The organism is Kocuria atrinae, from assembly GCF_039531425.1.
GTDB classification, from domain to species: Bacteria; Actinomycetota; Actinomycetes; order Actinomycetales; family Micrococcaceae; genus Kocuria; species Kocuria atrinae.
The window spans coordinates 59,261-77,400 of record NZ_BAAAQA010000003.1 but is presented as its reverse complement, the minus strand read 5'-3'; the positions used below and the strand labels follow the sequence as shown (position 1 = coordinate 77,400).

Genomic DNA, 18,140 nt, shown 5'->3' with positions numbered 1-18,140 from the left:
AGAGGCCGGTGATGACCTTCAGAGCAATACCGCCGATTGCGAGACCGGCCAGAACCAACAGGACGAGGTAAAAGATTTCGAGTGCAAGCATGGCTCTAAGCTACCACGGAGCCCAGGACCCGTCCGGCGAAAAGCGCTGCCACGCCGAGTAATGCAACGGGTGTTACGCCCAGTGTCAGCAGTCCTCGCCGTTGGGGGGTGGCCGGGGCTGCGGAGATGATTCGCACACCCACCACGCCAATGATCAGAGCCAGCGGCAGGCCCACACCCGCCACGGTGACCCAGGTTCCCAGTCCGTACAGTTCCTCCACGTGCCCCAGGCCGATCCAGCCCGAGGCACTGACCGCGGCCAGCACTCCTGTCACGGATGCCAAGGTGGACTCGAGGCGGCCCTTGGCGCCTTCACCGCGCACCAGTTCGGCCACGCACACGGCCATGAAAGCCACTCCCACCACCGCCGGCAACCAGATCAGTTGCTGGTCCGGAACAAAGGTCACGAGTGAGCAGGCGATCACGCCGGCCGCCGCGATGATCACGTTGTGTCTACGCCGCGCGTTGATTCCCGTGGCCGCTGGCCAGCCCACCGCGATAACCACTGCCATGGCCACGGACACGATCAACGGAAGCCAGCCGCCCAACACACTGGCTACGAGCGCGAGAATTAGCGATAGGACGGCTGCGCCGATGATCCTTGCGTATCTCATGGGTGTCCTTCGCGCGCGGTCATAAGGGAAAGCTTTCTGTCTTCACCCTAACCGCCCTTCCCCTGGTAGCCGGTTACCGCGCGGCCGTGAACCGGCCCCACGGTCCACCGCCGCGTCGAAAGCTCATGGGCCTGCCGACTATTTATAATGTGAATCACAGCCGCCGGAGAACTCCTGCGGGGGCTCCCCTCACCATCACCGGGATGATCCGTGCTTCAAATTGTGCTGCTCAGCGATAAAACCAACGCGCTCTCCAGTGTCCTGCCCGGCCTGGAACTGCTGTCGCACGAGGTGGAAGTGGTACCCCTCAGCTCCCCCGGTTCACTCAGACGTGTACAACGACCGGATGTGGTGGTTCTGGACGGCACCGCCAACCTCGTGGCCGCCCGCAACACCGCTCAGACTCTGGCCGCCCGGGACACTTCCCTTCCCGTGCTGATGGTCTTGACCGAGGGCGGAATGGCGGCCGTGGCGGCGTCGTGGTGTGTCACGGACGTGGTCTTGTCCGACGCAGGACCCGCGGAAGTCGAGGCGAGGCTGCGTTTGGCGAGCTCCAGAACTGTCGAGGACTCCGAGGACGAGACACTGATCCGCGCCGGCAATGTGACCATCGATGACGGCTCGTACACCGTGAAGATCGGTGGTACTCCCCTCAACCTCACCTACAAGGAATTCGAACTGCTCAAGTTTCTGGCGCAGAACGTGGGGAGGGTATACACCCGGGCTCAATTGCTCTCCGAAGTGTGGGGCTACGACTACTACGGCGGAACGCGCACGGTAGATGTCCATATCCGAAGGCTGCGCGCGAAATTGGGGGCCGATCATGAGCACCTGATCACCACGGTGCGTAACGTGGGGTACAGCTTCACGGCGGGTCGGGACAGCGAGTCCTGACACGCCGAACAACCGCTCACAGTGGAGGTATGTCATGCCAGTGACCATTCTCAGCCAGGACGGAATAGCTCATTCCGCAGCCCTGACGGAGTTGGCTCAGCGAGCTGCTCGCGCCGACGGCGATCCACCTTTCTCGGACCAGACGCTCGTGGATGTGCGGGCTGCCAAGGCGGGGCTTCGCTCGGTCACCGCGACCGATGGCGACGCACTCGTGGGGATTGCTGTCATCAATCCCGATCCGGACCAGGCCTCGACCTTCACGGTTGAGCTGGTGGTCGACCCAGACCATCGCGGCGCTGGAATTGGCACCGCAATCGCCCGAGAAGTGCGCGGTCAGGTCGAGGGCACCGTGGAGGCATGGGCGCACGGCAATCATCCTGGGGCCCAGCGACTCGCGGAAACCTACGGATTGAGTGCCGTGCGAGACCTCTACCGTTTGAAGCGGCCGCTGCACGGAGCCTCCGACCTCCCCCTTCCCTTGGACCTGGCGGAGGGTCTGGAGATCCGGCCGTTCGAGGTGGATCGCGACGAGAACGGGTGGTTGAAGGTCAACTCCCAGGCCTTCTCCGATCACCCGGAGCAAGGAAAAATGACTCTGGACGATCTACGCCAGAGGGAGGCCGAGGGGTGGTTCGACGCGCCCGGGTTCCTGTTGGCCGTGCGGACGGATGACCCGCAGGACATCCAGGGTTTCCACTGGACCAAGATTCACCCGGCTTCGGACGGCTCGCCCGCAATGGGCGAGGTCTACGCGGTGGGCATCTCCCCGGAACAGCAAGGCAAGGGGCTCGGCAAAGCTCTGACAGCCGCGGGCATCAACTACCTTGCAGAGCAGGACCTGGAGCACGTGATGCTCTACGTGGACGGGGACAACACCGCTGCCATGGCACTGTACGAAAAGCTCGGTTTCGAACGCTGGCACCTGGACGTGATGTTCCGAGGCGAGATCAACGGATAGCGGATCACCGGTAGCATCTTCAGAGGCGCCGCTCCACCCCACGGGGTGTTACGCGTGCGCTACCTCGTCCTTCAGACAGAGAGCGGGTCATGGCGAAAAGTAATGCCTCCGGGAAGATCGACATCTACGCCGCAGGCTGTTTGTGCTGGCGTCTCAGCGCAGGCGAACTGCAAGTGCTGGTCATTCACCGACCGCGTTACGACGACTGGTCCTGGCCCAAGGGCAAGCAGGACAACGGTGAGACCCTTCCGGAAACCGCAGTCCGTGAGCTGCAAGAAGAAGTTGGCCTGTCCGTTCGGCTGGGAGTACCGCTGCCGTCCATCCGTTACCAGGTCAAGGGACAGTCAAAGCTGGTGAAGTACTGGGCCGCCGAGATCTCCTCCACTGTGAAAGCTAAACCTGATCACGGTGAAGTGGACGAACTCCGGTGGGTATCCACTGATCAAGCACACAAGATGTTGACCAATGCCGATGACCGCGAACCTCTCGACGAGCTGGTTCGGTTGCACCGCCACGGCAGTTTGGCTACCCGGCCCGTGATCATCGTGCGCCATGCCAAGGCCAAGCCCCGTTCCTCGTGGCAGCGCGCGGAAGGCGAGCGGCCACTGGCCGCCACCGGCAAGCGACAGGCATTGGCCGTCACGCGTTTGCTGACCGCATGGCAGCCTCGCAGGGTCATCACGTCTCCGTGGTTGCGCTGCATGTCCACCGTGATCCCGTTCGCCAAGAAGTACAACGCCAAGGTCAAAGAACGCTCCCAGCTGACCGAAGCCGCCCACAAGCGCTCACCCAAGAAGGCTGCGGCCATTGTCGAGCAACTCTTCGACACCGAACATCCCGTGGTGCTGTGCACGCACCGGCCGGTACTACCCACGGCCTTCAAGGTATTGTCCCGCCACATGCCCGGCTCGCTGAGCGACGAATTGCCGGACTCGGATCCGTATCTGTCCCCCGGCGAAATGGTGGTGCTGCAGATGCCACGGAACAAAAAAGACCGCGCCGTCAGTTGTGAAATCATCACCCCGTTCGACGACTGACCCGCACAGAACACCGCCACCGGCTCTCAACACGGCCACCCGGGTTCGGTTCCGTCCCCCGGCGCCGCGTTCAGCACGAAGGAAACCATGTCTGTCATTCCCACGCCCTACGAAGATCTCCTGGCCGAGGTCATGGCCGAGGGCGCACTCAAGTCCGATCGCACCGGTACGGGTACACGGTCCGTGTTCGGGCGCCAGATCCGCTACGACCTGTCCGAGTCCTTCCCGCTGCTGACCACCAAACGCGTGCACTTCAAATCTCTCGCGCTGGAACTGTTGTGGTTCCTGTCCGGCTCTTCCAACGTGCGCTGGCTGCAGGAACGCGGAGTGAGCATCTGGGACGAATGGGCGGATGAGAACGGTGACCTGGGCCCGGTCTACGGAGTGCAGTGGCGCAGCTGGCCGGCCGGCCACGGTGAGACCATTGACCAGATCGCCCGCGTGGTGGACTCCATCAAGACGTCACCACATTCGCGGCGCCATATCGTGACTGCGTGGAACCCTGCTGAGGTTGAGAACATGGCGTTGCCGCCGTGCCACGCCCTGTTCCAGTTCTACGTTCAGCCCCGCGAAGACGGCCCGGATGCGCTCAGCTGTCAGCTGTACCAGCGTTCGGCGGACCTGTTCCTGGGGGTGCCGTTCAACATTGCTTCCTACGCTCTTCTCACCATGATGGTGGCCCAGCAGTGCGACTTGGTCCCCGGTGAATTCATCTGGACGGGCGGTGACTGCCACATTTACAACAACCACGTGGAACAGGTCACCAAGCAGCTGGCACGCGAGCCGTACCCGTATCCGCAGTTGAAGATCCTGCGTAAGCCGGAGTCCATCTTCGACTACGAATTCGAGGACTTCGAGCTGGTCAATTATCAGCACCACCCCGGGATCAAGGCGCCGGTGGCCGTATGAGTGCACCAGACTCCAGTTCTCGCCCCGCTTGGAACCAGGATGGGCCCACCGTGGGAGCCATTTGGGCCCAGAGCCCCCAGGGTGTGATCGGCAAGGACGGCACCATTCCCTGGCACGTGCCCGAGGACCTGCGGTTCTTCTCCATCACGACCACGGGAAACCCCGTCATCATGGGACGGCGCACGTGGGAGTCCTTCCCACCGAAATTCCGCCCGCTCCCGGCCAGGCCGAACATCGTGGTGACCAGCCGCCCGGAAACCGTGGCGAGCGACCAGGAGAACGTGTGGACGGCGGCGTCGTACGCGGAAGCCCTGGACCTGGCCCGATCGTTACTCGCCGAACCGGACGGTGACATCTGGGCCATTGGCGGGACCCGTATCTGGGCCGATGCCCTCGCACACGAGACTCTGCCGCTCACTCGAGCGTTCGTGACCACCGTGGATCTGGCCGTGGACGGGGACACCGTGGCGCCGCGGCTGGATGATTCGTGGCAGCGTCGCGAGCTGGCCGACTGGGCCGAGTCCAGCAAGGGTCCTCGTTTTCGCGTGGACGAATACACACGGTCGTGAGTCTTCGCGCGACTCGATGCGCGGCGGCCCAAGTACATGCGATAGCGTGATCTTGACCACATCAACCTTGGAGGATTGAGTTGCCGTGACCACTGGCCCCACACCGAGCATCCACGAGAGCCCCACGCTCGACCTGCGCGCCAACCCCGACCTCGGTCGTTATGAGCTGTGGGACGACCAGCAGTTCATCGGCTTCCTGGGTGTTGAGATCCTTGAGGACGAAACTGTGGACGTGCAGCACACCATTGTGGCTGAGGCGTTCGGACGCCAGGGCTACGCGCGCACCCTGGTGACTTTCGTCTTCGACCAGTTCCGCGAGCAGGGTGTGAAGATCCGCCCCACCTGCACTTACGTGCTCGACTACCTGCAGCGGTTCCCCCAATACCAGGACCTGGTGGCCGATACGCCGGACCCGCGCAACCAGGAGTAACCGTGATTCGCGCCCTATTTGTCGGTCGATAGACTGGGCGGCATGACTTCACAACTTTCAGCCGTAGGCTTCATCGGCTGGCGCGGCATGGTCGGTTCCGTTCTGATGGACCGTCTGCGCGCCGAGAACGATTTCGCAAGCCTCGATCCCGTGTTCTTCTCCACCTCCAACGCCGGGGGTACCGCACCCACCATTGACGGTCTGGGTGACACCGGAACGCTGAAGGACGCCTACGACATTGAGGCGCTGTCCGCACTGCCCATCTTGGTGACCGCGCAGGGCGGCGACTACACCAAGGCCGTTCACTCCAAGTTGCGTGACGCCGGCTGGGACGGCATCTGGATCGACGCCGCGTCCACCCTGCGCATGAACGAGTCCTCCATCATCCCGCTGGACCCGGTCAACCGCGACGTGATCGACGCCGGCCTGGCACGCGGTGTCAAGAACTTCACCGGCGGCAACTGCACCGTCTCGTGCATGCTCATGGGCCTGGGCGGGCTGTTCAACAACAACCTGGTGGAGTGGACCACGTCCATGACCTACCAGGCAGCATCCGGCGGCGGCGCCCGCCACATGCGCGAGGTCATTCAGCAGTTCGGCGACATCCACAATTCGGTGTCGGATCAGCTCGTCGACCCCGCCTCCGCCATCCTCGAGATCGATCGCGCGGTGCTCGCCAAGCAGCGTTCCGGCGAATTGGACGCCTCGCAGTTCGGTGTTCCGCTGTCCGGTTCGTTGATCCCCTGGATCGACGCCGATCTGGGCAACGGCCAGTCCCGCGAGGAGTGGAAGGCCGAGGCCGAAACCAATAAGATCCTGGGCCGCTCCGGCGAGGACCTCATCCCCGTTGACGGTCTGTGCGTGCGCATCGCCGCGATGCGCAGCCACTCCCAGGCGCTTACCATCAAGCTGCGCGAAGACATCCCGGTCGCGGAGATCGAGCGGATCATCGACGCCGAGAACCAGTGGGCCAAGGTCATCCCGAACACCAAGGAAGCCAGCATGGAGGAATTGACCCCCGTGGCAGCCTCCGGTTCGTTGGACATCCCCGTGGGCCGTATTCGCAAGCTCTCCATGGGGCCGGAGTACATCTCCGCCTTCACCGTGGGAGATCAGCTGCTGTGGGGTGCCGCAGAGCCCCTGCGCCGCATGCTCAAGATCGTGACCGGAACCCTGTAGTTCCCGTTGAGTTCTCGTTCGAATCCGGGGCCGTGGCACGTAAGTGTCGCGGCCCTTGGACTAGGTGATGAGGTTTGTCGCGGGCGCGACGAAGACGCCATTCAGACACGATGTTGGACCACCAGCGCCAGGCATTGAGGGCAAGGCGCTTGACGCGTTGGTTGAGACGATGGGCCCACGCGAACTCGGTGCTCCACAGCCCGATACCCAGGAAAATAGCGAGCCATCCCGGCCCCGGCGTCACCAACATGATGATGCCCAGGAGCACGAACACCCCGCCCAGGACAGTAACCACGCCCTTGTGAAGGACGCGGAGTGCGGGGTGGCGGTTGGAGAACGCCCGGACACGAAGGACGGCCCGGTGGATGCGCCCGCCTTCTTCGCCGCGACGGATCTCCTCGTGAAGTTCGGAGCTCATCGTGTCGCTAGCACCTATAGATTCAGCCCCACCAGGACCGGCTCGGGAACCAGACGCACGCCGTACACGCGCTCCACGCCGTCGCGCACGGTGCGAGCCAGTGCTGCAAGATCCTCGGATGATGCTCCGCCGCGATTGGTCATCGCCAGTGTGTGCTTGGTCGAGAGCGCGGCACGGCCGTTCGCCACGGATTCACCGTCCAGGTCGAGTTGCTGATTGCGGGAACCGGGCAATCCGAACCCCTTCGCGAACCCGGAATGATCGATGAGCCATGCTGCGGAGAGCTTGGTGGACCCGGGGATTTCTTGCCCCGAGGCATCGAGCACGGGATAGCGCGGGGCATCGTCCGGGATGCTCTCCAATCGGGCGGGATCATCCACGATGGGGTTGGTGAAGAACGAACCGGTGCTGTAGGTGTCCCGGTCCTCCGGGTTGAGCACCATGCCCTTGGACGCGCGCAACCGCAGTACGGTGTCACGCACAGTGTCCAGAGGGGCGCACTCACCGATCTCAACTCCCAGCGCGGCAGCCAGCTGTCCGTAACGCACCGGCAGCCCCACGTCCTGCGGGAGCAAGCGGAATGCCACGGAGAGCACCACGTAGCGCGGTGAGCCATGTTCCATGCTGCGTTTGAGGACGGAATCCCGGTAGGAGAACTCCAGCTCAGCGATGGTGAAGGTTCGATGCTCACCGGACTGCCGGTCCCACGTGCGCACGCTCTCGATGGTCTGTGAGACCTCGGTGCCGTACGCGCCCACGTTCTGCACCGGAGTGGCCCCGGTGGTGCCAGGAATGCCCGAAAGGGTTTCCAAGCCGGCCAGCCCCTGTTCCACGCTCCACAGCACTGTGTGATCCCACGAGTGCCCGGCCTGAACCTCCACCAGCGTTCCCTGGGCTGCGTTCTCGTCAATCACGGCAATGCCCTGGGTGGCAACGTGCACCACCGTTCCCTCGAAGCGGCTGTCCGAGGCCAAGATGTTGGAACCGCCACCCACGACCAGGACCGGCTCCCCTGCCCGATCAGCTTGGGCCACCGCCTCGACCAGTTGATCTTCGGTTTCCGCCTTGACGTAACGGGTCGCGGGGCCTCCCACCGCAGTGGTGGTCAGATCGGCCAATCGGGGTGCGTTCATGATGGTTAACTCTAGTGCTAGAACTTCACAACAACCTGGGCTTTGACCAAGACCTTGAGCGCTTTGACCTCCGAAGGATCCGCGCCCTCCTCGGCCAGATCTGGCGCGGTCACGGTGAGGTCCACGCGCACAGTGCGGGCCTCTTCGTCCACCACGCCGATCGCACCACTCACGGACAGTTCCGTGCTCGGCTCCACCTCACCGTCAAACCGGTTGGGCACGACCACGGGCTTGGTGAAACGCGTTTGATAGTCGACGACGGCGCCCGCGTCACCGGCCCACTCGGTCACCAGCCCCACGGCCGCACCCATGGTGAACATGCCGTGAGCGATCACGTTGGGAAGCCCCACGTTCTGGGCGAAATCCTGGTTCCAGTGGATCGGGTTGAAGTCCCCGGAGGCACCGGCGTACTTCACGAGGTCCGCGCGGGACACCGGCACGGTGCGCTCACCGATGGACTGACCTTTTTCGAGCTGGTCGAATGCGATGTTCATTACTGATCCTCCCCGCGTACCAACAGCGACGACGTGGTGGTTGCTACCTGCTCTCCCCCGAGCGTGGTGATTTCCACGCGAGAGGTGATCATGGCCCCGGAGCCCAGCGGACGGACCTGGTCCACTGTGACGGCTGCGAGGAGTTCATCTCCGGCCACGATGGGGCGATGGTGAGTGAAGCGCTGCTCGGTGTGGACCACGCGCGAGAAGTCGATACCCGCGCTCGGATCCTGGATCAGAGCGGCGTCGGCACGTTGGGACACGATGATCGCGAAGGTGGGCGGGGCCACGAGGTCGTCGTAGCCAGCGGCCTGGGCAGCCTCAACGTCGAAGTGGACGCTGTCCGTGGCCTTGACCGCAGACGCGAACTCACGAATCTTCTCTCGGGACACCTGGTAGACGGGTGCGGCCGGATATGTCCGGCCCACCACCTCTTCTGAAATGGCCATGGCTCTCCTCGGTCGGTCGGAAGAATTTCCCTCAGCCTACTGGGAGGATCGTCACGGCATAGAAAAAGACGCCGTTCCGTGTGGAACGACGCCTTGGAAGTAGCGGTGGACGGGCTCGATCCGTCGACCTCACGATTATGAGTCGTGCGCTCTAACCAGCTGAGCTACACCGCCATTTCATGAACGAACCTGCGGCTCGTTTGCACAAGCCGCAGGCCCTCAACATGAGAGCCCCGACCGGGAATCGATCCCGGGACCTCCATCTTACCAAGATGGCGCTCTACCACTGAGCTATCGGGGCAACGCGGAAAACTCTAACAGCATTTTGGCGAGTTGCAAAAACGAGGTGAACTCACCGAATCCGCAGAGTATCCGCGGGATGTTGACCGCCCTGAACCGGGCGGTCAACAGGGGTTATCAGCGGTCGCGAAAGCCGCCGTTGCCCTTGGGGAAGCCCTTCTTGCGCGGGCGGTCCTGGTACGAGGAGCCACCGCCGCGGGAGCGGTCGCCGCCGCGGAAGCCGCCACGGTCCCCACCACGGTCGCCACCGCGATCCGAACGGCCACCGCGGTCGAAACGACCACCGCGGTCACCGTCACGGTCGCGGAACCGGCCACCCTCACGGGAACCGCCGCGAGATCCGCCGCCACCGCCGGGTCCGCGATCCTCCTGGATGCGGATCGGGGAGCCGTTGATGCGGGTATTGGACAGCTTGTCCATGGTGCCCGCGGGCAAGTTCTCGGACAGACCCACCAACGTGAAGTTGGGGTGGATATCGATCGCGCCGATCTGCGAACCGTTCAAACCGCCCTCATGGGTCAGTGCGCCCACGATGGCACCGGGGGCCACGCGATCACGGTGACCAACAGCCAGCTTGTAGGTGCGCATACCGGCCTCGGGACCGCCGCGACGCCCACCGCCGCTACGGGGCCCGTCAGAACCCTCGCGACGATCACGGTCACGCTTACGCTGTGGCAGTTCGGGAAGCTCTTCGGCCAGGAACGGGCGACCGGCCTGGGCGATCACGGCGAGCGCTGCGGCGATCTCCGCAGCGTCAACGTCGTGCTCGTTCTCGTACTGCTCCACGAGCTCACGGAAGAAGGAGAGATCCTCGGTCTCGATGGTCTCCGCGATCTGGTTCGCGAAGTTCTCCTTGCGGGTGCGGTTGACGTCCTCCACGGACGGCATACGCATCTGCTCCACCGGCTGACGCGTGGCCTTCTCGATGGCGCGCAGCAGGTACTTCTCCCGCGGGGTCATGAAGAGGATGGCCTCGCCCTTGCGGCCCGCGCGGCCGGTACGGCCGATGCGGTGCACGTAGGACTCGGTGTCGTGGGGAATGTCGTAGTTGACGACCAGGGAGATGCGCTCGACGTCCAGGCCGCGGGCCGCGACGTCGGTAGCGACCAGGATGTCCACCTTGCCGTCACGCAGCGAATCCACGGTGCGCTCACGCAGGTTCTGCGGGATGTCACCGTTGATCGCGGCGGCGGTGTAACCGCGGGCCTTGAGCTTGTCGGCGATTTCCTCCGTGGCGGCCTTGGTACGGACGAAGACGATCACGCCGTCGTAGTCCTCGACCTCGAGCACACGGGTCATGGCGTCGAGCTTGTGCGGGCCCATGACCTGCATGAAGCGCTGACGAGTATTGGTACCCGTGGTGGTCTTGGCCTTAACCGTGATTTCCTTGGGGTCGCGCAGGTACTGCTGAGCGATCCGGCGGATGGCCTTGGGCATGGTGGCGGAGAACAGGGCGACCTGCTTCTCGACCGGGGTCTGGCCGAGGATCTTCTCGACGTCCTCGGAGAAGCCCATACGGAGCATCTCGTCGGCCTCGTCCAACACCACGTACGCGATGTCATCGAGCTTGAGGGATCCCTTGCTCAGGTGATCGATCACGCGACCGGGGGTACCCACCACAACCTGAGCGCCGCGGCGCAGGCCGGCCAGCTGCGGGCCGTAGGATGAGCCGCCGTAAACGGGCAGCACGGTGAAATCGTCCAGGTGCGTTGCGTAGGAACCGAAGGCCTCGGCCACCTGGAGCGCGAGCTCACGGGTGGGGGCCAGCACCAGCACGCGGGTGGAGCGCTGCGGGCCGTGCAGGTCGGACAGTTCCGCCAGCTTGGACAACGCAGGAACCGCGAAAGCCGCGGTTTTACCGGTACCGGTCTGGGCCAGGCCCACCACGTCGCGACCGCTCAGCAATGCGGGAATGGTGGCTGCCTGAATGGGCGAAGGGTACTCGTATCCCACATCATCGAGGGCTGCGAGGATGCGGCCGTCTACACCGAGTTCGGCGAAAGTGGGGGTGTCGGGCTTGGATTCGGCGGGCTCGGGAGCGCTTTCAGCGACCTGGGGAGCCTCGGTAGTGGTGGGCGTTTCAAGCTCTGCAGCAGTTTCAGGGGTGGATTCAGTAGGCATGGGCGAACCTCGCTTCGGTGGGGTGGAAATGATTGACACCGGCGCGTGCGGTCCTACCGCGTGTGCCTCTGATCGACATGCCTGCTACGGCGAAACGATTTAATGAGGACATAAAAACCGGAATGATAACGCCCCAGTCTAGCGCACATCTCCGCGTTACGGAGACTCGCGTTCCACCAGAATGATGTTCGCCTCGTCACGTACCGTGACGTATCTCTCTTCGTACAGCTCCTCCGCGTATGCGGCGACATCCTGCGGCGGGTCTTCTCCCCACGTTCCGCCCTCTCGGTCGACCACCACGTACTCGGGGGCGGGATCCCCGGGATTACCGACCCAGTGCACGTCCGCTCGGGACACCAGCCCATTGATCAGTGTGAGGTCAGTGGCCACCGAGGCGCCTTCAGGAACCGCTTGGACAGTGGCGTGTTTGACGCCGGCCCTCGGATCTTCACGCCAGGCCTCACCCGTCACGAGTTGAGCGAGAGGCTGCTGGGTGGCGACCACCAAGGCAGCAACCAAGGCCGCCAAAGGCCCACTCTTGGCGAGCACATTGCGCAGACCAGTGCCTCCACCGGAGGCGCGAAGTCTCACCACGGCGTCGACCAGGGCGATGAAGATGATGGGCATGATCACCGCGTTGTAGTGCCAGCCCGAACCCCAGTAGCCATGATTGGGCGAGAGCATGCGCCAGGCCAACGTGGGCAGGGCGATCAGCACTAACGGCGAGCGCACCGCAATGATCGCCCCGGCCACAAGCGTCAACAGCCAGGTGCCAAGCTTTTGCTCCGGTACGAACAAGGAGATCACCGCTCCGGCCGGGTCGCGCAGGATTCCGGCGACGTCCAATTTGTCCGCGTAGGCGAAGGAATCGTTGGGGTTGAGCCCGGGAAGAACAACCCACACAGCGAGCAGGCTAAGCCCCACACCCCACAGCATCAGGAGAGCTCCCAGCACGGCCGGTTGCTGCGCCGTCCGGCTCAGCGCGGTGCTGAATTCTCCCGCCGACGACGCCGCTTGCGCCCCCGGCTCAGGGCCGGCCACCGGTTCATACACGCGATTCAGCAACCGCCGTGACACTCGCGCCGCGGGCCTGAATGCGTGCGCGAACATCACTGCACCGAGGGCCGCAACCGTCATCCCCAGGTCCTCTTTGATCAGGGCAACCGGAGCGCCCCACATGGCGGCCGCGAGCCAGCGCCGCTCCCTCAGGGCACACATGCTGAGGGCCAGAAGGGGCACGGCAAGCGAAATCTCGTGGAACTGCACCGCCACCGCACCCTGCAAACCGAAGCTGAGACCGTAGGCCACTCCGATCGCCGCCGCGGGCGCTGGGCTGAGCGCACGAGCGGCACACCAGGTGACGATGCCCACCGATATCCCCAACAGCACATCTTGGATGATCAGCAACGTCAGGGCGGAGGGAAACAGCCAGTAAACGGGTGCCAACACCGCTAGTAACGGGTGGAAGTGATCGCCGAGCAGATTGAATCCGTGCCCCTTGATGTTCACCACGGGCGGTTGGCCGGCAGAGTAGGACTGCAGCAGCTGGGTGAAGATCGCGTTGTCCCACGATGGCACGTCCCAGCGGTACCACTGAGTGAGCGAGAAGACGGTGTAGAGAAGTGTGAAGGCCACAGCGGTCACACAGGGCGCCCAGCGCAGAAAGTTCCTTTTTCCGCTCGCCCGAGCCCACAGTCCACCTCTGGTGACTGTGGCGCGCGCGGGCAAAGTGGACACGGATTTTCCTCACGTGAGTAGTGGTCGAGGGCAGGATATCCCAGCCCTCCCACACGCAGATGAACATGTAAACGAGAGGAAATTTTCGAGGCCCACAAGTCTGAGGCGGGCGTCGATCCACACGTGGGATAGGTCGCTTATGCGTGTCCTAGGCCCGTGGAATGATGACGAGCATGATCCTGCAAGTCCCCGCTGCTCCCGCGCAGCAGTCCACGGCGGAGCCCGTTCGGCTCCGATGGACCCCGAGCGGGCCCGTTCACCTGGGGCAGACCCTGGCAGTGCTCGGTCGCGGCACGAACGACCCCACACTGAGGGTCATCTCCCCCGAGTGCGTGTGGATCACAACCAGACATCGGGGCCTGGCCGTGTCCGCTCGATTCACCCGATCTCCGGGTGGAACCGCCGCAACGGCCTTGGAACGGGACATCGTGGTTGATGCGTGGGGTCCTGGCGCGCCCGAGTGGATCTCCCGCGCTCCGTACTGGTGCGGTGCCGCGGATGATTGGACCACGTTCGAGGAATCTTCCGCATATGCCCTGCTTCCCGAGCGATTGCGACAAGCACGGCGCCGTCACCCCGGGCTCCGTCTCCCGGCCACCGGGGCCGTGACCGATCGAGCGGTAATTGCCGTGATCGAGCAACGCGTCACTGCCATCGAGGCCATCCGCGCTTATCGTTACCTGGTCCGGCTGGCGGGTGAAACCGCGCCGGGGCCGGCACCCACCGGGATGTATGTGCCACCTTCCCCGGAACAATGGCGGAGAGTCCCCTCATGGCAGTGGCACCGAGCGAGCGTCGATCCGCACCGTTCCGCGACCATCATGAGAGTCATTCATCGTTCGAGCGCGGTGGAACGGTTGGGACTGATCCAGGACCCCGCGGTCGTGCGCGCAAAGCTGCAAACCTTCAACGGCATCGGTGTGTGGACCGCAGCGGAAATCACCCAGTGCACTCATGCGGACCCGGACGGCATCAGCGTGCGCGACTACCACCTGGCCGATTATGTGTGTTGGTTCTTCGACGGCGCTCCGGGGTCGGATCAACGCATGGAAGAGCTCCTGGAACCGTGGCGGGGGCACCGCCAGCGCGTGGTGCGTTTGATCAAGGCGAGCGGTCACCGCAAACCGTCATTCGGGCCGCGCTTGTCACCCGCGGATCACCGCTGGCATTAAGAGTTCTCGCGAGTTCCAGGACTGCAAGGGGCAACTGAGGATTGGTTAACCTAGCTAGCTAAATCCCATGGGCCGGAGCATGCTTGGAGTATGAGCGAACATGTCCTTGCCGAGCCCCACAACGACAAGTACGGAGAGAAACTCAATAAACTCCGTGCCGGAGTACTGGGCGCCAACGACGGCATCGTGTCGGTGGCAGCAACTGTGGTTGGCGTTGCCGGGGCAACCGCCAGTTCCTGGCCGATTCTCGTGGCCGGTTCCGCCGCAGTGATTGGCGGAGCGCTGTCCATGGCTCTGGGTGAATACGTATCCGTATCCAGCCAGAAAGACTCGCAAGAGGCGCTGATCGCCAAAGAGAAACGCGAACTTCAAGAAATGCCGGAGGCGGAGCTTCAAGAGCTGACTGACATCTATCGCTCGCGCGGGCTCTCCCCCGAGACCGCGAGGCAAGTGGCTGTCGAACTCACCGAGCGAAACGCACTTCTCGCGCACCTCGACGCCGAATTGGGCATCGACCCGGAGGACATCCCGAGCCCATGGGCCGCCGCGTGGGCCTCCGCACTGGCTTTCCTACTCGGTTCGATCCTGCCCATGCTGGCCATCTTGTTACCCCCGCCGGAATGGCGAATCCCCGTCACATTCGTGGCCGTGCTTGCGGCCCTAGCAATCACGGGCACTTTAGGCGCCAGGCTAGGTGGCACCCCGCACGTGGGCCGCGCCGGCGCCCGGGTGGTCATTGGCGGTACACTCGCCCTTGGCGCCACGTTCCTCATCGGTTCATTGCTCGGTGTGACGGCTGTCTGAGCAGGTTTGGGACTGCAGGGTTTCCCGTGCGGACGAAACGTGGCCTGACGGTCACCCGCTTAAATGCCTCAGGGGCGTTCTCCATGTGGAGAACGCCCCTGAGCTGTTAAGTCTTGAACTGGGTCAGTTGGCCTGCTCGCCTTCGGCGGCCTGCTTCTCGACCTCGGCACGAACCTCTTCCATGTCCAAGCCCTTGACTGCGTCAATGACCTGGTCCAGAGCGTTCTCCGGCATAGCACCGGGCTGAGAAAACACCAGAATGCCCTCACGGAAAGCCATGAGAGTGGGAATGGAAGAAATCTGCGCAGCGGCAGCCAATCCCTGCTGATCCTCAGTGTCCACCTTGCCGAACACGATGTCGGAGTGCTTCTCGGATGCGGCCTCGTAGGTCGGAGCAAACTGCTTGCAGGGGCCGCACCAGTCCGCCCACCAGTCCAGCAGGACAATGTCATTGTCGGAAATGGTCTGGCCCAGAGTGTCTTGGGTGATGTCTACAGTAGCCATGGATCCAGCCTAAAGTGCCGGGAGTTTCAACCCCAGAGCGTTCACTGCTGGCACAAGACTCCACGCGTTGGCCGCGAACATGAAAAATCCCGGACCATCCGGTCCGGGATTTTTTTCGTGGCAGATGAGGGATTCGAACCCCCGTAGGCATAGCCAGCTGATTTACAGTCAGCCCCCTTTGGCCGCTCGGGTAATCTGCCGCGGCATCACTCACCTGGATGAGCAATGAGGTGCCCCCGCGAGCGGGAGCACCTCAACATTACACAGGGATGTCCTCGTCACCAAAATCGGGCCTGTCAGTCCATGTGCCGAACGAGCTTGGCAACAAATGCATCAGCCTGTTCTCGAGTCACATCACCCACGGCGACGGCGCGGTCCAGATCCTGCCGGATACCGTCCAAGCGACGTTGAACCGCCACGCCCTGACCGGTCATCGACCCGGGCTGGATCGCGGGCGGCGTCATGAGCGCGCGCGGTGGCTGAGCTTGAGCGGCTCCGGAGCCACCAACGATCAAGCCTGCGGCAAGCGCAGTTCCTGCCAGGGCACTACTGCCCCGGCGGAGTACAGACTTGGAGGCTTTGACGCCGGGCACTCGGATACGCGACTGCTTTTTCATGGGTAGAACGCGTCCTGACAAGGAAGAATGATGGGAAGAAGCAGAACGGCTGCTGTCGATCTGAGTCATGCACTCATCCTCGCCCGCGGTCCTGAGATCCGCCTGTGCTCCCGATGACAAGTTGATAACAACCTCGACGGGCGCCGACCACTAGGCTGGTCGTCAAGAGTTACCAGCACGCCTCCAAAACGCAGTGAAAGGAACATCGTGGCTTCAGAATCTTCGTTCGACGTGGTCAGCAAGGTAGACAAGCAGGAGGTCTCCAACGCGCTCAACCAGGCCCAGAAGGAGGTGTCCCAGCGCTACGATTTCCGCGGCGTGGGGGCCGAGATCGATTTCTCCGGTGAAAAGATCTTGATCAAGGCCAACTCCGAAGAACGCGCTCAAGCCGTTCTGGATGTCTTCCAGTCAAAGCTGGTCAAGCGCGGTATCTCCTTGAAGTCCTTGGATGACGGCGAACCCTATGCGTCCGGCAAGGAATACCGCATCGAGTCCACCATCAAGGAGGGCATCGCCCAGGACCAGGCGAAAAAGATCACCAAGCTCATCCGCGACGAAGGCCCCAAGGGTGTGAAGGCCACCATCCAGGGTGATGAGCTGCGCGTCTCATCCAAGTCCCGCGACGATCTGCAGGATGTCATTGCCCTACTCAAGGGCTCAGAGCTGGAGGTTGATCTTCAGTTCGTCAACTACCGCTGACATCACGCAGCAGAGAGGCCGTGACCCACGAATGGGTCACGGCCTCTCCATGTGCAACGTACTGCTGGCTTACTAAGGCGTCAGTTACGGGGTCCGTAGAAACCGCCGCTACGCGCCATGTTCTCCAAGCGAGCCACACGGTCATCGGTTGAGGGGTGCGTACGGAACATGCTCTTGAGCCCGCCACCGCGGAACGGGTTGGCGATCATCAGGTGCGACGTATTGACCACCTTCTGATCGTTGGGGTTCATGGGTCGGTGCGAGGCGCCACCCTCGATCTTCCGCAGTGCGGACGCCAGCGCCAACGGGTCACCGGTGAGCTGAGCGCCGTCCTGGTCAGCGTCGTATTCCCTGGTTCGGGAGATGGCCATCTGAATGACCATGGCTGCCACCGGTGCCAAGAACGCCATGAGCAGGGCCACCAACGGGTTTCCGTTACGGTCCCCACCGCGACCACCGAAAATGGCCGCGAACTGTAGGAACTGGGCAGCTGAAGTGATGAGCCCGGCAACAGCTGCAGCAACGGAGGACGTCAAGATGTCCCGGTTGTACACGTGCATCAGCTCGTGGCCCAGCACCCCTCGGAGCTCTCGCTCATCAAGGATCTGCAGGATGCCCTCGGTACAGCACACTGCCGCGTTCTCGGGGTTACGCCCGGTGGCGAAGGCATTGGGGCTCATGGTCGGCGCGATGTACAGACGCGGCATGGGCTGCCCCGCACGCTGCGAGAGTTCATGCACGATCCGGTACATGGTGGGAGCCTGCTGTGGCGTCACCTGAATGGCTCGCATGGAACGGATGGCCAGTTTGTCGGAGTTCCAGTAGCTGTACGCCGTGCCGATCAGGCCGATTACCGCGAAAATCACGATGAACACGGAGCTGCGCGTAGCACCAGCAATCACGGCACCAATCGCCAGCAGTACCGCCCACATGCCACCCAAGAGCAGCACGGTTTTCAGCCCGTTGTAATGCTTGTGCATTCCACCTTCTCCTCCGCGCCGCGCCACCACAC

General features: G+C 63.2%; 20 protein-coding genes and 3 tRNA genes. 10 read left to right on the top strand and 13 right to left on the bottom strand.

Features of this window, described 5'->3' with window-relative positions:
- Positions 1-95: 95 nt before the first annotated feature.
- Positions 96-704: a hypothetical protein gene (locus ABD283_RS02200; protein WP_344223435.1), complete on the bottom strand. Its 609-nt coding sequence runs from the start codon at positions 702-704 to the stop codon at positions 96-98.
- Positions 705-914: 210 nt separating this feature from the next.
- On the opposite strand from ABD283_RS02200, the gene ABD283_RS02195 reads away from it, so the two are divergent.
- From ABD283_RS02195 to asd, 7 genes are all read left to right on the top strand, one after another.
- Positions 915-1,598, top strand: coding sequence for a winged helix-turn-helix transcriptional regulator (locus tag ABD283_RS02195; RefSeq protein ID WP_344223434.1), 684 nt, complete (start codon positions 915-917; stop codon positions 1,596-1,598).
- A 34-nt stretch (positions 1,599-1,632) separates the two neighbouring features.
- On the top strand, positions 1,633-2,556 hold the full coding sequence (mshD, locus tag ABD283_RS02190) for a mycothiol synthase (protein WP_344223433.1): 924 nt from the start codon (positions 1,633-1,635) through the stop codon (positions 2,554-2,556).
- An 89-nt stretch (positions 2,557-2,645) separates the two neighbouring features.
- The gene (locus ABD283_RS02185) at positions 2,646-3,593 is read left to right on the top strand and encodes an NUDIX hydrolase (RefSeq protein ID WP_344223431.1); all 948 of its coding nucleotides are present in this window, start codon (positions 2,646-2,648) and stop codon (positions 3,591-3,593) included.
- Between the two features lie 87 nt (positions 3,594-3,680).
- Positions 3,681-4,502 carry a thymidylate synthase gene (locus ABD283_RS02180; protein ID WP_344223430.1) on the top strand — a complete coding sequence of 274 codons (822 nt, stop codon included), beginning with the start codon at positions 3,681-3,683 and terminating at the stop codon, positions 4,500-4,502.
- Positions 4,499-5,071 (top strand): dihydrofolate reductase, encoded by a 573-nt coding sequence (locus ABD283_RS02175; protein ID WP_344223429.1) that lies wholly within the window; start codon positions 4,499-4,501, stop codon positions 5,069-5,071. The genes ABD283_RS02180 and ABD283_RS02175 overlap by 4 nt, the downstream gene beginning before the upstream one ends.
- 85 nt (positions 5,072-5,156) lie before the next feature.
- A complete protein-coding gene (locus ABD283_RS02170; RefSeq protein ID WP_344223428.1) occupies positions 5,157-5,501 on the top strand; it encodes a GNAT family N-acetyltransferase in 345 nt (114 codons plus the stop codon).
- A gap of 42 nt (positions 5,502-5,543) precedes the next feature.
- The gene (gene asd / locus ABD283_RS02165; protein ID WP_344223427.1) at positions 5,544-6,680 is read left to right on the top strand and encodes an aspartate-semialdehyde dehydrogenase; all 1,137 of its coding nucleotides are present in this window, start codon (positions 5,544-5,546) and stop codon (positions 6,678-6,680) included.
- On the opposite strand, the gene ABD283_RS02160 is transcribed toward asd, so the two are convergent.
- The 8 genes from ABD283_RS02160 to ABD283_RS02125 form a co-directional block, all read right to left on the bottom strand.
- A complete protein-coding gene (locus ABD283_RS02160; protein WP_344223426.1) occupies positions 6,655-7,098 on the bottom strand; it encodes a PGPGW domain-containing protein in 444 nt (147 codons plus the stop codon). The genes asd and ABD283_RS02160 overlap by 26 nt on opposite strands.
- Positions 7,099-7,112: 14 nt before the next feature.
- Positions 7,113-8,231: a UDP-N-acetylmuramate dehydrogenase gene (locus ABD283_RS02155; RefSeq protein ID WP_344223425.1), complete on the bottom strand. Its 1,119-nt coding sequence runs from the start codon at positions 8,229-8,231 to the stop codon at positions 7,113-7,115.
- Positions 8,232-8,248: 17 nt separating this feature from the next.
- Complete coding sequence (locus tag ABD283_RS02150; RefSeq protein WP_344223424.1) at positions 8,249-8,725, bottom strand: MaoC family dehydratase; 477 nt, start codon at positions 8,723-8,725, stop codon at positions 8,249-8,251.
- Positions 8,725-9,174, bottom strand: coding sequence for an FAS1-like dehydratase domain-containing protein (locus ABD283_RS02145; protein ID WP_344223423.1), 450 nt, complete (start codon positions 9,172-9,174; stop codon positions 8,725-8,727). The genes ABD283_RS02150 and ABD283_RS02145 overlap by 1 nt, the downstream gene beginning before the upstream one ends.
- A gap of 100 nt (positions 9,175-9,274) precedes the next feature.
- A tRNA-Met gene (locus ABD283_RS02140) sits at positions 9,275-9,348 on the bottom strand.
- A gap of 55 nt (positions 9,349-9,403) precedes the next feature.
- A tRNA-Thr gene (locus ABD283_RS02135) sits at positions 9,404-9,475 on the bottom strand.
- A 116-nt stretch (positions 9,476-9,591) separates the two neighbouring features.
- Positions 9,592-11,595 carry a DEAD/DEAH box helicase gene (locus ABD283_RS02130; RefSeq protein ID WP_344223422.1) on the bottom strand — a complete coding sequence of 668 codons (2,004 nt, stop codon included), beginning with the start codon at positions 11,593-11,595 and terminating at the stop codon, positions 9,592-9,594.
- Between the two features lie 156 nt (positions 11,596-11,751).
- Positions 11,752-13,230, bottom strand: a complete 1,479-nt coding sequence (locus tag ABD283_RS02125; RefSeq protein ID WP_344223421.1) for a DUF2079 domain-containing protein — start codon at positions 13,228-13,230, stop codon at positions 11,752-11,754.
- A 275-nt stretch (positions 13,231-13,505) separates the two neighbouring features.
- Between ABD283_RS02125 and ABD283_RS02120 the strand changes: the two genes are divergently transcribed.
- A complete protein-coding gene (locus tag ABD283_RS02120; RefSeq protein ID WP_344223420.1) occupies positions 13,506-14,504 on the top strand; it encodes a DNA-3-methyladenine glycosylase family protein in 999 nt (332 codons plus the stop codon).
- Positions 14,505-14,594: 90 nt separating this feature from the next.
- Positions 14,595-15,308: a VIT1/CCC1 transporter family protein gene (locus ABD283_RS02115; protein ID WP_344223419.1), complete on the top strand. Its 714-nt coding sequence runs from the start codon at positions 14,595-14,597 to the stop codon at positions 15,306-15,308.
- Between the two features lie 123 nt (positions 15,309-15,431).
- On the opposite strand, the gene trxA is transcribed toward ABD283_RS02115, so the two are convergent.
- From trxA to ABD283_RS02100, 3 genes are all read right to left on the bottom strand, one after another.
- Entirely contained in the window at positions 15,432-15,812 is a 381-nt protein-coding gene (trxA, locus tag ABD283_RS02110) for a thioredoxin (RefSeq protein WP_344223417.1), read from the bottom strand.
- 118 nt (positions 15,813-15,930) lie between these two features.
- Positions 15,931-16,012, bottom strand: a tRNA-Tyr gene (locus ABD283_RS02105).
- A 96-nt stretch (positions 16,013-16,108) separates the two neighbouring features.
- The gene (locus tag ABD283_RS02100) at positions 16,109-16,429 is read right to left on the bottom strand and encodes a hypothetical protein (RefSeq protein ID WP_344223416.1); all 321 of its coding nucleotides are present in this window, start codon (positions 16,427-16,429) and stop codon (positions 16,109-16,111) included.
- A gap of 207 nt (positions 16,430-16,636) precedes the next feature.
- Here ABD283_RS02100 and ABD283_RS02095 point away from each other — a divergent pair, with 207 nt between their 5' ends.
- Complete coding sequence (locus ABD283_RS02095; protein WP_095796527.1) at positions 16,637-17,128, top strand: YajQ family cyclic di-GMP-binding protein; 492 nt, start codon at positions 16,637-16,639, stop codon at positions 17,126-17,128.
- An 80-nt stretch (positions 17,129-17,208) separates the two neighbouring features.
- Here ABD283_RS02095 and htpX read toward each other — a convergent pair whose 3' ends face one another.
- A complete protein-coding gene (htpX, locus tag ABD283_RS02090; protein ID WP_344223415.1) occupies positions 17,209-18,108 on the bottom strand; it encodes a zinc metalloprotease HtpX in 900 nt (299 codons plus the stop codon).
- Positions 18,109-18,140: the final 32 nt, after the last annotated feature.

Coding starts and splice junctions, on each gene's coding strand:
- ABD283_RS02115 (WP_344223419.1), top strand. CDS start 14,595: ATGAGCGAACATGTCCTTGCCGAGCCCCACAACGACAAGTACGGAGAG.
- ABD283_RS02145 (WP_344223423.1), bottom strand. CDS start 9,174: ATGGCCATTTCAGAAGAGGTGGTGGGCCGGACATATCCGGCCGCACCC.
- ABD283_RS02130 (WP_344223422.1), bottom strand. CDS start 11,595: ATGCCTACTGAATCCACCCCTGAAACTGCTGCAGAGCTTGAAACGCCC.
- ABD283_RS02120 (WP_344223420.1), top strand. CDS start 13,506: ATGATCCTGCAAGTCCCCGCTGCTCCCGCGCAGCAGTCCACGGCGGAG.
- ABD283_RS02185 (WP_344223431.1), top strand. CDS start 2,646: ATGGCGAAAAGTAATGCCTCCGGGAAGATCGACATCTACGCCGCAGGC.
- ABD283_RS02160 (WP_344223426.1), bottom strand. CDS start 7,098: ATGAGCTCCGAACTTCACGAGGAGATCCGTCGCGGCGAAGAAGGCGGG.
- htpX (WP_344223415.1), bottom strand. CDS start 18,108: ATGCACAAGCATTACAACGGGCTGAAAACCGTGCTGCTCTTGGGTGGC.
- trxA (WP_344223417.1), bottom strand. CDS start 15,812: ATGGCTACTGTAGACATCACCCAAGACACTCTGGGCCAGACCATTTCC.
- ABD283_RS02100 (WP_344223416.1), bottom strand. CDS start 16,429: ATGAAAAAGCAGTCGCGTATCCGAGTGCCCGGCGTCAAAGCCTCCAAG.
- ABD283_RS02155 (WP_344223425.1), bottom strand. CDS start 8,231: ATGAACGCACCCCGATTGGCCGATCTGACCACCACTGCGGTGGGAGGC.
- ABD283_RS02175 (WP_344223429.1), top strand. CDS start 4,499: ATGAGTGCACCAGACTCCAGTTCTCGCCCCGCTTGGAACCAGGATGGG.
- mshD (WP_344223433.1), top strand. CDS start 1,633: ATGCCAGTGACCATTCTCAGCCAGGACGGAATAGCTCATTCCGCAGCC.
- ABD283_RS02200 (WP_344223435.1), bottom strand. CDS start 704: ATGAGATACGCAAGGATCATCGGCGCAGCCGTCCTATCGCTAATTCTC.
- asd (WP_344223427.1), top strand. CDS start 5,544: ATGACTTCACAACTTTCAGCCGTAGGCTTCATCGGCTGGCGCGGCATG.
- ABD283_RS02180 (WP_344223430.1), top strand. CDS start 3,681: ATGTCTGTCATTCCCACGCCCTACGAAGATCTCCTGGCCGAGGTCATG.
- ABD283_RS02150 (WP_344223424.1), bottom strand. CDS start 8,725: ATGAACATCGCATTCGACCAGCTCGAAAAAGGTCAGTCCATCGGTGAG.